The 12,466-nt window shown below is 47.4% G+C and carries 10 protein-coding genes; 8 read left to right on the plus strand and 2 right to left on the minus strand.

The genetic code is table 11. The annotated features are described in order from the left end of the window. Window positions 1-543 precede the first annotated feature (543 nt). The gene (locus tag Q8O92_05185) at window positions 544-1,272 is read right to left on the minus strand and encodes a phosphate propanoyltransferase (protein MDP2982706.1); all 729 of its coding nucleotides are present in this window, start codon (window positions 1,270-1,272) and stop codon (window positions 544-546) included. Window positions 1,273-1,584: 312 nt separating this feature from the next. On the opposite strand from Q8O92_05185, the gene Q8O92_05190 reads away from it, so the two are divergent. Next, entirely contained in the window at window positions 1,585-2,328 is a 744-nt protein-coding gene (locus Q8O92_05190) for a DUF3047 domain-containing protein (protein ID MDP2982707.1), read from the plus strand. 164 nt (window positions 2,329-2,492) lie between these two features. Continuing rightward, window positions 2,493-4,643 carry a carboxypeptidase-like regulatory domain-containing protein gene (locus Q8O92_05195; protein ID MDP2982708.1) on the plus strand — a complete coding sequence of 717 codons (2,151 nt, stop codon included), beginning with the start codon at window positions 2,493-2,495 and terminating at the stop codon, window positions 4,641-4,643. A 255-nt stretch (window positions 4,644-4,898) separates the two neighbouring features. Here the strand turns inward: Q8O92_05195 and Q8O92_05200 are convergent, their stop codons facing one another. Further along, window positions 4,899-5,843 carry a CPBP family intramembrane metalloprotease gene (locus Q8O92_05200; protein MDP2982709.1) on the minus strand — a complete coding sequence of 315 codons (945 nt, stop codon included), beginning with the start codon at window positions 5,841-5,843 and terminating at the stop codon, window positions 4,899-4,901. 490 nt (window positions 5,844-6,333) lie between these two features. Here Q8O92_05200 and Q8O92_05205 point away from each other — a divergent pair, with 490 nt between their 5' ends. The 6 genes from Q8O92_05205 to Q8O92_05230 all read left to right on the plus strand — a co-directional run bounded on the left by Q8O92_05205 (window position 6,334) and on the right by Q8O92_05230 (window position 12,158). Beyond that, complete coding sequence (locus Q8O92_05205) at window positions 6,334-6,900, plus strand: GNAT family N-acetyltransferase (protein MDP2982710.1); 567 nt, start codon at window positions 6,334-6,336, stop codon at window positions 6,898-6,900. A 157-nt stretch (window positions 6,901-7,057) separates the two neighbouring features. After that, window positions 7,058-7,402, plus strand: coding sequence for a cupin domain-containing protein (locus Q8O92_05210; protein MDP2982711.1), 345 nt, complete (start codon window positions 7,058-7,060; stop codon window positions 7,400-7,402). Between the two features lie 309 nt (window positions 7,403-7,711). Next, entirely contained in the window at window positions 7,712-8,962 is a 1,251-nt protein-coding gene (locus tag Q8O92_05215; GenBank protein ID MDP2982712.1) for a DUF4159 domain-containing protein, read from the plus strand. Window positions 8,963-9,221: 259 nt separating this feature from the next. Further along, the gene (locus Q8O92_05220) at window positions 9,222-9,635 is read left to right on the plus strand and encodes a PQQ-binding-like beta-propeller repeat protein (GenBank protein MDP2982713.1); all 414 of its coding nucleotides are present in this window, start codon (window positions 9,222-9,224) and stop codon (window positions 9,633-9,635) included. Between the two features lie 170 nt (window positions 9,636-9,805). Continuing rightward, window positions 9,806-10,876, plus strand: coding sequence for a PQQ-binding-like beta-propeller repeat protein (locus Q8O92_05225; protein ID MDP2982714.1), 1,071 nt, complete (start codon window positions 9,806-9,808; stop codon window positions 10,874-10,876). 97 nt (window positions 10,877-10,973) lie between these two features. After that, window positions 10,974-12,158, plus strand: a complete 1,185-nt coding sequence (locus Q8O92_05230; protein MDP2982715.1) for a DUF4159 domain-containing protein — start codon at window positions 10,974-10,976, stop codon at window positions 12,156-12,158. Window positions 12,159-12,466 lie beyond the last annotated feature (308 nt).

The raw sequence follows: 12,466 nt of genomic DNA on the forward strand, positions 1-12,466 counted from the left end.
GGGTATCTTCTCTCATGGCAGGCTCAACTCATTTGTATTGTGTTTGTTCGTCGTTATTTGTCTAACTACAATATAATACAATATATTAGTTGATGCACTGCCTTTTTTTATGAATAATCCGGGTTAAGTCGATAGATGCCGAAACAAGTTCGGCATGACATCAGCCCCAAGGTCACCCTGAACTTTGCGAGAGATGATCTTTTCACCTTTTAATCCCTCATCCTTTGTCTTTTCTCTTTTATTCTATCTTCTGTCTTCTGTCTTCTGATTTCTGGCTTCCGGCTCCTGGATTCTTTTATACGGTTATGTCGTTAAGTCAGCAACATACAGTAAATAAGAGAAATTAAGTACTCCTGTGTCTTTAAAAATCCCCCCTGCCTTCGGCATCCCCCCTTATTAAGGGGGGAATTTAGGGAGAGGATTCTGTCAAAGCCTAATAAATGTTTACATAGTAATAGAAATAATTTTCTTTTTCCCCCTTAATAAGGGGGGTAGGGGGGATTAACCTTATCGGACGATCACCTTCGACATACCTGGCTTCTATTATTCTTTGATGATCTCCACATTCTGGTTGCAGTGTACATCCGCCACATTGCCCTCGTCAGTGTCCAGATGCACCTGCAGTCTCACCTTGTCGGAAAGGCGGATGACCACATTCTCAAAGGTAACTGAGGAAGGTCCACCTACCCGTAGTTTCACAATATCTCCCTTTTTGAGACCGAATTCGGCGGCCTCTTTCGGATTCATGTGAATGTGACGCATGGCGCGAATGCATCCCTCTTTCAACTCCACAACTCCCTTTGGCCCGACTAGGGTGATGGGCGCCGACCCTTTGATGTCTCCGGACATGCGCACCGGCGCATCTACCCCGAGGAAGATGGCATCGGTACGGGCAAGCTCCACCTGGGTACGGTCACGCATCGGCCCGAGGATTCTCACCTTTTCAAGAATACGCATCTTCGGTCCCACCAGCGAAACAGCCTCCTGTGCGGCATATTCGCCCGGCTGATACAACTCACGGTATGGGTGAAGCTCGGCGCCCGGCCCGAAAAGCGTTTCCAGGTCTTTCCTGCAGATATGGATGTGACGGACGGAAACACCGACCGGGATTTTCATGGGATGCACCGAGACTCCATGATCTTTAGACGAGAGGGTTTCAACCGGAGTCTTGCCGGAGTCGAGCTGCAAGCGCTCGAAGACCTCTTTCACGATCCGGTTGAGTATCTCCTGGTCCACTGAAGTTGACGGGGAAATGCTTTCGATGGTATTCATACATGCTTTTCCTTTTAGACGCAAAAGCCCTTTATATTTGAGGAACACTGGTATGCCAATATACTAGATTGTATGAAATTATACAATAATCACTTCCAAAAACAATAAAAAAGTAATTTGGGCTTTCCGAACACCAAAAATACTTTATGATCACCTTTTGAATTTTGTATGTATTGTATTACTGCACATGATATTATGATAATTTCTGGACTTGTGAATTAAAAAAAAGTATATTTACTGCAATCATGAAATCGCGATGCATTTTATTATACCATAAAATATTCTACTTTATACTATATCTTACGAGTTACGATGAATAACACTTTTCTTTGGCCGGTGGCTTTTCTCCTTATCATCACTATAAACCCCGTATATGCCGCCCTTCCCGATACCCTTCTTGTGACCGATCTCTCCCGTGATGCAGTCAACGAACTCCCCAAAGGATGGGAACAGATACTTCCCCCCAAACAGCATTCTCTTACCAGTTATACTGTGGAATATACCGGAACCGGTCCCTATATCCATACCGTTTCCAACTCAACCGGATCATGGATCGAAAAAAAACTGAATGATCTCGATGTCAAGACTTATCCGATCATGGAATGGGAATGGATGGTGAACAGCTTTCCCCAGGTTGAATGGGAGCGTGACAGAAAGAACGATGATTTTGCCATCCGGGTGGAGCTGGTATTTGATTACAAAGGGGGAAAGAACCCGTTGAACATGATTAAAAAAGGTCTCATTACCTCTCTGTTCAGACACTATCCACCGGAGTTGGTTATAAGTTATGTCTGGTCGGAGCATGTACCGGTGGAGGAAGGATATGCCAGTCCCACAACGGACCGTATGATAGTGATTCCCATCGAATCCGATGCAACTACGGTGAGACGATGGATGCATGAAAAACGGGACATCCGGGTTGATTTGAAAAAATACAAACCCGAAGAGAATCTGGTGCTGAAAAAAATCCGTATCCGTACGGATACGGAAAACAGCGGCACTACAGCCGACAGCGGGGTGAGGAATATACGGCTGATTTCGGAAAACAGGAGGTGAAGTGAAGCCTGAAAAACAAGGTTACCTATAGAAGGTCAGAAAACCGGTTTTCTCGATACCTCCGGGAAAATTCCCTCTTGCCCCCGCAATTCGAATACAGTTATATTATTTTTTCCCCCCAACCCCCCTCACATGTACGGAGAATACGGACAATGAGAACCCCCATGAGGTACTTCATTCGTATTGCTGTCCTTCCGTCGCTGCTGCTCATCATGTCGTGCTCGAAGAAAAATCCCGCCGGACCTGCAGATTCGACGGGGGATGATTTTAAAACCGGAGCGGCAACGGTATATACAGTCTCGGGCGGGGGAGCGACAAGCGTCAAGGATTCTGTCGTGACAGGAGCAACGTTCGTTTTCCCGAAAGGCGGAAGCGGGACCCTATCTGTTGCCCCGGTCGCTTCGGCGCCCTCTCTTTCTGCCGAGGCCAAGAAATTCGCCGTGGAATTCAGCGGTACAGAATCCATCCGGATCGCTGTGCCCCATAAAACCGGCGACCGGGTCGCTCTTTTCTCCTACGGTTCGATCGGCAAGGCGGCCATTGACGGCTGTGGTATTGAGGGCTGGTGGGGAATTCCGGCGACAGGGGATTCAAGCGGAGTTACGGTCTTCGAACTTCTGTCTCCGGGTGAACTTACCACCGCGAAAATTGCAGGTCTGTCTCAAACCGGTACAAAGAAGTATTTCGCTATCGCGCCATATTCCATAGGATCGGATATAGATGCGAATATACAGATGATTCGAACAAAAACGAGAGAGGCGGTCGATGTATGGATTAACAATCTCCCCTCATCGCTCCAGACGAGCGCTCGTAATAATGTGAACGGGACCCTCATGTACACGTTCGCATTTAAAGATGATGGAAACGCCTACGTGGGCAACAACAGCCTGTTATATTCCAATGCGATATTTTATTTAAATCCCTATCCCGTAGATAATAAAGCCGGACTGCCGACTATCGCGCATGAGGTGGGGCATTATATGACCCATGTACTTACCGGATATGCCCGCTACACGGAAATTAGGGACAGGATAACAGATTTGAAAGCATACGAGGATCACGGGCTCACACAATATCGCGAGGGTCGTAAGGATCTCCTCGAGGAATATGCTTATTTCTCAGAATTTATGATAACCGGAGAGCTCAATGGTTGCGATCTGAACACCAAATTGAATGTTCGAACATTTTTTTACGAAAAACACAATCCGAGAGATCACGACTATCCGAGCCAGGAAGGATACGGCGCGGTTCTCCTTGCAACGCTCATGAGAACCAATGGAGAGATAGTACATTTTGATTTTGATAAATTTAACCCGAAGGCAAGTATCGCAAAAATACCGGTCGTCGGCGCTTCGTTCACGGACATCCTGGGTATACTCGCCCGGGGCCCCCGCGATATCAACGAACTCCGCGCGTTCGTCCAGGACTACCTCGACGAGCGGGGAAACGAATACCGGTTCAAGCTCCCGGCGCTCTTGGAACCGCTCGGGTGGACATATCACGGGACAGGGAAGGTATTTGACAAATCGGGAAAACCTTTCAAAGGAGTACATGTCCAGTCTGTCTCCCAAGATGGGAAAAACGAATACCGTACGGTCATGAGCCCGCTTACCGGCGATGATGGTGTTTTTTACCTTCCCCGCATCTATCCCGGTTCGAATATCCTGAGAGTATTCTCTAACGGGGACAAGGACTCGACCGATGTATCCTTTAACGCAGACTGGTCCAAACCGACCAATACCGCGCTTGATCTTGGCAAGATCACCGTCGAGGATGTGTTGAGCACGCAGCGACTCACAGCCAAACATGTCACCGAGTTCAAGTTTGGAGACGAGGTTTTAGCGCGGGTTACGGTGACCGCCACAGCCGATGTTACCGGCTACGGGCTCAAGTCTGTTATCAATCCCGACGGCAAGCCTTCCGACAGCGCCATTTACATAAGTGCGGGCATGCCCGCGACTGTGAAGATCACTGCATCCAGCACCATAGAGTTGGGTAAAACCAGCTTTGGGTCAACAACTGGGGATTATTACGAGAATTGGACTTTTGGGAAAACAAGATATGTTTTCCGGACAAGTAATTATAACAAACCCCCCGTTTCGCTCCAGGAGTCCGTGAGCGGCAATACGTACACCGGTGACTTCACTTTCAAAGAAGGCGATAATTTCAGTGTAGAGGTGAATGCTTGGGTAGAAGACAAAAATGAAGAATACGAAAAGGGGAAATTAGTAGAATCATACTCAGGTGAATATTACGCTTTTGGTGTTGGATTTAATTTCTACACCAAGTCCGCGTTCAGCGATTTCTCAAAGTGAAGGGCAGAGTATAAACCGTCTCGATACCTGCTTCTTCATGGTGAATAGTACACTTTTGGAGTCGATTTATACATGACGACATAAATAAATACGCATGTTTTGAGTGTTTAGATCCTGAAAAGAGTTCAGGATGACAAGTGTCATGCCGAACTTGTTGCCGCTTCGCGGGAACGATGAAACCGTTTCGGCATCTATTTTGAAAAGAAACGCGATTAAATATGTCGTCATGTATAATTTCATTGCCAGGCAATATTTTCAGTCTTCAGTTTTTTCTTCGCCTTCATCTTTTTCCGCCGCAGGCGCCATCGGGAAAATGATAGCCTGGTCGGTAAAGAAGCGCTCGAAAACGATGATGCCGCCCAGCACTCCCGCCAGCACTATGAAACCGGACAGCCCGGTGAGTCCCATTGTCAAATCGCTTCCCCCGGAGATCAAAAGGAGCGGGATAGCTGCGAGCCCGTTCAGGGTCCCGAGGAAAATTCCCGGCGCTATCACGGATTTAGAGCGCAGCCGTATATAGCTCATTATGGGTGAAAGAAGGAGGGTATATATGATCATCATGCCTACCCCCGCGACCGGGTGCTCCGTATAGGTAAATCCCATAAGGATGATCGGCGCATGCCACACTCCCCAGATCAGCCCGATCAGACCGGATGCAGTCCAGAAACCGTACGACGAGAACTGCCGCTGCAGAAATCCGCGCCATGCCAACTCCTGACCAAGGGCAAAAATAGCACTGACAGTGACCCCGCCAATCATTCCGGTGATGAACGATAACCATAAAAACGGGATTGGCAGCATATCTTTTGCCATGCGGATCTGCTGAATCTGCTCCGGGGTCATGATGCCGGCCAATCTTTTGAAATACCCGGACATGTCCGGTGTGTATTCGTGCCAGGGCAATTCCAGGCCTACCTCGTTGGTCGCAAGGGCGATGAATGCCGGAATAAGCCAGGCGGCCAGGAACCAGCGGTTAGGTTTGAAATATATAGCAAGGGATTCCCGAAGCGGTTCATGGGCGATAAACTTCTGCATAAAGAGAGCTGCCAGACCGGGAATAAACATGTAGAGAATGGTGACCGGGTAGGAACTTTTACTCGTCCACACTCCTCCTGAAGCGGCAAAAACCCCCGCCAGGGTCCAGGAGAAAAGAAAAGTCAAGCCGACAAACAATAGCGTTCTTCTGGTATTCGATGTCATGAAAACTCCCCCTGGATGGGGTGCGAGGGAACGCGGCGGAAGGCCCTAAGCGAATTTCCGTCCCGGATTATTTAAAAAAATTGCTGAATATTGAAAAGTGCAGATTTAACCCAATACAGTTCATTTAAAAATTTTTGAACCACGAAAGCCACGAAAAACACGAAATTTGTCATTTTTTTAAAAAAATCATTTTTCGTGCCTTTCGTGTGTTTCGTGGTTAAAGATCCTTAATTTTTTCGCTTAAGTGAACCGTATTGAGATTTAACCGTACTAGAATACAGGAGAGCAACCGGGGAATCCAGAGAAATATTGAGAGTTATTGAAATTTTTTATATATTGCTCAGGTGATAAAATATTAGAATGCATCGTTTATAATAGATACCGAAACGGTTTCATCGTTCCCGCGAAGCGGCAACAAGTTCGGCATGACAAGGCGCTCGTCATCCTGAACTTGTTTTAGGATATAATCTTGTATACAAGGGAATCAGGCATGATACAAAAAACGTTGCATGAACTCACATTCGCGGTCTATGAGGATGATGAAATCACCGAAATTCTGGATCGCCTTATCCGTGACGAGCTGGTGGAATGTTTTCCTCAAGACAGCGATCATTTTTCTCATACCAGGGTCTGGCATACACGGCCTGCCTGGATTGTTGTGGGGTTCACGCCAGATGGAACGGTCGCCGCTTATTGCGCCATGGTTGAGAGAACGATTTCAGTCGGCGATCCCCCGCAGTATATACAGGCGGCGGGCGTCCAGGGATTTTCTGTCCGTCCCGTCTGGCGTAAAAGGGGAGTATCGGACTGTATGATGGAAATTGCCGCAACCGAAGCAAAGAGCCGCGGTCTGGATGCCGGACTCCTTTTCTGTCTGCCGGTGCTGGAAAAACTTTACGGCCGTATGGGATGGCATACCATCAATACACCGGTGATGGTTCGGGATGAGCAGGGGCGACCAGCTCCTCTGCCGGAAAAAAATATTGCAATGATCATACCGTTGAACCGGCGTGAATTCCCCGGCGGCGAGGTGAATCTCATGGGTTCGGATTGGTAAGGCAGTTTTGATAGGACTACAGAACGTACAGGAATTCGATTCACATTTACCATTAGAAATGATTATATTATTACTCCAGTGATTCAATATGAAAACGCATTTTGGAATAGATGCCGAAACAAGTTCGGCATGACACGATTCAATGTGAGGTAACATCATGAACGTCATCAATTATCATGCAGTGCCCGAGCAGAAAGTGGAAGATGGAGGCAAAAATGCCACCATAAGGTGGATTTTGACCGAAAACGAGGGCGCTGACCATTTCTACATGAGGATTATCGAAATTGCTCCCCGCGGTTACACTCCGCACCATGCGCATTCCTGGGAGCACGAGTTTTACATCCTGGAGGGAGAAGGAAAACTGGTAGGAGATGATGTATCGATTCCGCTCGGGGTCGGTGATGCCGGTATTGTGCCCGCCGGAGAGAAACATCACTTTGAAAGCACCCCCGGCACCAGCCTCAAATTTATCTGTCTCATCCCTTCAAGGAAATGCTTGTGAAGGATAGGGAATTGCCTTCCCTTTCCGCCTCGAAATAATCGCTATCTCTAATAATACCAAAGATTGCATTTCACATGGTAACTGTACGATATCGGACACTTACTGTCCGTATTCGGACACTTTTCGGACAGTTTTTCAAGTATAAAACTTGTATCATAATCGCTATTTTATTGTGATACAATATATTATATACTTTGGCACATAAGTTGCACTTTTATTTTCCGAACAGAAATACTCCATGACTGCACTTCGACCTTTACAAGCAGTCATACTATAAAACGTTTTAACAGGAAAGGCAGGTGACTTTTTATGAAGGAGCAGTTCAAATCCCGATTTTCCGGATTCTCCGATGTCATAGACATGGAGAAACTGGAGAAGGAGACACAGAGGCTATTCTATTTAGGGCTTCTTTTGTCGATCTCGATGTTTGCTGCATCCGCCTCGTTTTTCATGTTCAAGAAGACGGAAGTGAAGGTGGTAAAACCGCCGTCAATGGAGCTGGTGATCCGTCGTCCGCGCATGACCAAAGCGTTCGAATTCAAGAAGAAACGGGTGGCGCAGCGTATCATGCAGAGGAGAGAGATCGAGCAGCGCAAGCCTACCGCCGATATTCAGACCAAGTCCATCCAGACCACGGATTTGATGGGGACGGTGGCGACATTTGATTACACCCAGGAAATGAAGATGGATGTGGGGCAGGAAGTGTTTGTGCCCCAGGCACTCAACATCCAGATGACCGCTGCCCGTGAGCCTGAGAAGCAGATTTCGATGAAGGAGGAGATGATCTCGCTCGATGACCTGGACACCGGCCAGTACAAGGCGATGGTGATTCAGGACCCGAACAACAAGCTAAGCATCAAAGGCTTTATCTATATCGGCACGGCATGGGGCGCGCAGCTCAAGCCGCCGGACACTTTAAAGCGGTCGGTGATCGAGCTTGTGGAGGCGGTGAACCGCTATACCAATATCAACGCCAAAGTGGATTCCCACCTCTTCCTGGATTCTAGGAAGGTTTACGAAACGCCGTTTGTGTATATCACCGCCGATGCGGCATTTGAGCTGACCGAGATCGAGCGGAAGGTGTTCGGGGACTATCTGCGCAGGGGAGGTTTTGCAGTTCTCGACAACGGAACTCCTTGGTTTGAGTTCGGACAGGCGGAAGCCTCGCTTCGTCAGATGCTGCGGGATTCGTTGGGGAGCGATGCAAAATTTATGCCTATTCCCAATGATCATCCGTTATACCATTGTTTCTTCGATTTCAATGACGGTCCGCCCCAGGGATCGGAAATGTCACAGATGATGTTCACCGATACTACTGGAATACAGGGGGCCGCAGCACGGGGTTCCTCGATGGTCAAGCCGATTCTGTACCTGGAAGGGATCACCATAGATAACCGTATAGTGGCGATCTACTCGAACAAGGGGTATGCATTCAAATGGAAAGATGTAACCAATAACGAATCACAGCTCAAGATGGGAGTGAACATGATCGTGTTCGCCCTCACCCAGGCCGGCGGCATCGCCCAGCAGAAGATGGAATTCTTCACCGCTGTACAGTAACCTTAATTCAAGCAACAACACGACTCCCCAGTCTCTTCTCCCTCCGCGATAACTCAACGCTCGCGGCGAATCCCCTCCCCCCGGAAACGGAAAGGGAGAAGAGCGGGGGAAAGAAAGAAGAAATAAAAAAACAGAAGACCGGGAAAAAAGCCAAGGTCGAGTTCTCATAAAGAATGCAAACATATCAAAAGTGCTTGTTATTCCTGATGATCAACAAAAAAACTTTGCATTATTTCAGAATAACTTTAAGTAGGATAATATGAATATGATAATTTGGTCTATTTTCTCTTGCCTGTGTTTCTTATCGTCAAACCAGGTATTCTCGCAGGGCTTTGCCAATTCGGCATGGCCTATGTTCGGTCATGATCCAGGCCACACACACCAGGGCGTTTCAGCACCTCCTGCAACAAATGTTTTAAAATGGAAGTTCAAAGCTGATGGGCCAATATTTGCACCAGTTATCGGTGAAGATGGAACGATTTATGCGGGATCATATGATAGGCATATATATGCACTTCGTCCGGATGGTACGCTCAAATGGGAATATGAGGTGGATGGACCAATTAGAGGCAGTCCCGCCATCGGAAGCGATGGAACAATTTACTTTGGATCTTCTGATTATAATATTTATGCTCTTTATCCCAACGGTTCTCTTAGCCCGATCTATTCATAAACTTAAGGATAAAATCCCCCCGCCGTTTCACGGCGACCCCCTGGTTAAGGGGGTTATTAAAAAAGGAAAAAGACAGTCTCGTACATAATTCTCCCCTTAATAAGGGGAGATGCCGACAGGCAGAGAGGATTTCTGACTCAATAAATTGTGATGAATATATTTTATGAATTATCCGGGTTAGATGGAAATATAAAACTAGTTATGTCATCTATACTTCTGTCGTATTAGGGAACGATGGGATGATATTTGTCAGTTCATCTGATAATTACCTTTATGCTTTCACTGCAGATGACAGTCTTCGATGGAAATACAAATTTGCCGGAATAATAGATCAATGGCCGGCTGTCGGTCGAGATGGTACCGTATATTTTTCTTCCGGCGACAGTTTTCTCTATGCGGTCAATCCCGATGGTTCTCTCAAATGGAGATATGGACCGGATACCGTTGTCGGGCCGCCATCTCCTTCAGTCGGCGAAGACGGTACGATTTATGTAGGAACCCAGAACAGAGAACTCGCCGCCTTCAATCCAGATGGAACATTGAAATGGAGTTTACCTTTAGATGATGGATTTATCCATGCCTCTCCGGCCATCGGCAAGGATGGTACCATTTATATCGGTTCTGAAAATTTTTTTCTTTATGCAGTCAATCTCGACGGTACGCTAAAGTGGCGATTTCCGACCGGAAGACATATTTATGACGCGGCCGTCATCGGTAGCGATGGTTGTATTTATGTCCCCTCGGATGATCAATATATGTATGCTATCAATCCTGATGGTAGCCAGCGATGGAAATTCCCCTATGGAGATCCAAATTCTCAAACTGCTGAAGGCCGGGCAACCGCTACCACGCCGGTTATTGGCGGCGATGGAACCTTATATTTCGGAACCAGTAACGGATCTTTAACTTTCGGAAATGTTTGCGGCTACCTGTATGCACTTGCCCCGGAAAGGACGTCAGGAATTCAATCCGATTCTACATCATTTATGATTGAAAAACCTTACCCCAACCCGTTCAACCCGTCGACAACTATCGCTTTTTCGCTCAAAGCGCCCTCGCAAGTGAAAATTGCGGTCTACTCGATTAATGGACAGAAAATTGCCGATCTCACGAACAAAACGCTGGGCGCGGGCCGTCATTCGGTTGTTTTCGACGGCTCAAAGTATGCCTCCGGAGTCTATTTCTACCGGTTCGAATCGAATGCGGGAATTAAAACCGGGAAGATGCTGTTGGTGAAATAGGAACAGGCAACGAAAAATACTATTCATATTTATTCACTTTCTTGTTGAGATCATTGCCATGATTTCTCTAAAAAGAAAAAAATCTTTAAAAGTCCAATTGACGTGCAAATTCTTCTTCTCTGGAATCATTGCGGCAGGGATCCTGTGCGGAGCGACGGACTCCGGTCTGATTTATGCCCTTCATGGGGAAAAGCCGTCTAAGGCCCAGCCCGTGGTGATGGCTGCGCGGCATCCTGGCAAAAGCAAAATCTGTGAGATTACCAAACCTTTTCGCCCGGGGATACCGAAATACAGAGAATTCGTTACTAAGAAAATCTTCGCTATCAAATTCTCACTGCCTTATCCACAGATTATTGACTTTGGCTCTATCCCTGAATTGCCGGACATGACCATATCACCGAGTATTTCTCCCGATCCGGCATTCCCGGAGATTTCGATGAATCTTGAAAACAAGTCGGTGTTGAGGAAACCGGAGAAAACCTTCTCTCTCAAGGAGGAAATGCTCAACCTCAGTGACCTTAATACGGGACAATACAGCGCAATGACAGCGCAGGAACTTTCAGTACAGGGAAGTATCCGGGGTTACCTCACCATTCACACAGTTTGGGGAGAACAGCTCCGGATGTCAGACCGCATTAAAAGAGCGCCATTGAACCTGGCGGAGGCGTTGAACCGTTATACCGACATTGTTGCGCAAGCCGGTCATCACCTGTTTCTCAGCTCACCGCGGATATTCCAGATTCCCTTCCTCTATATCGCCTCGGACACTGCATTTGAACTGACAGAAACAGAACGGATCAATCTGGGCGAATATCTCCGGAACGGGGGGTTCGCCTTTGTCGACAACGCCTCCCCGGAATTAGAAATAAGCGCTGCGGAAGCCTCCCTTCGCAGGATGTTTCGGGATGCCCTGGGAGCGCATGCACGATTCGAGCCGATCCCGGTCAGCCATCCTCTGTACCACTGCTTTTTTGATTTCAGGGACGGCCCCCCGCCGGGCGGAGAAATAAAAATGATCAATACAGAAACAGTTGGTTTGTGCGGGAGTTCCGCTTTCGCCCAATCGCTGCCCAAACCGGTTCCTTTCCTGGAAGGGGTCTTGCTCGATGACAGACTGGCCGCGGTCTACTCCGACAAGGGGTACTCCCAGAAGTGGAGTTCCCTGAACTTCATCGAAAATCAGCCCCAGCTCAAGATGGGGGTCAATGCAGTAGTATATGCCCTGACCCAGGAAGGAGGAATAACCCAACATATCATGGAGCATTTTACCGATATTCCTTAAATGAATCTCTCGTAAAAGCGCAAAGGACACAAAAAAAGAAATATGCTTGATTGATTTATAAATCTGGATATATTTCTTCTTAGGCAAATCGAAAAAAGACCTTGCAGCAAGTAAAAATTGATGCCGAAACAAGTTCAGCATGACGCGGTGAGGAAAACACATGGAACCCCCCCGCATATTCCCCGGCCCCTCAAACCTCATCGACATCCGGCGCTTGGAACGCCCTTCCCGTCATCTCCTCTACCTGGGATTCCTCTTCGCCATTCTTTTCCATGGACTGTTGGGTGTTTTTGTAACATTCAAAGCGC

The sequence above is a fragment of the Candidatus Latescibacter sp. genome, from assembly GCA_030692375.1.
In the GTDB taxonomy this organism is placed as follows: domain Bacteria; phylum Latescibacterota; class Latescibacteria; order Latescibacterales; family Latescibacteraceae; genus JAUYCD01.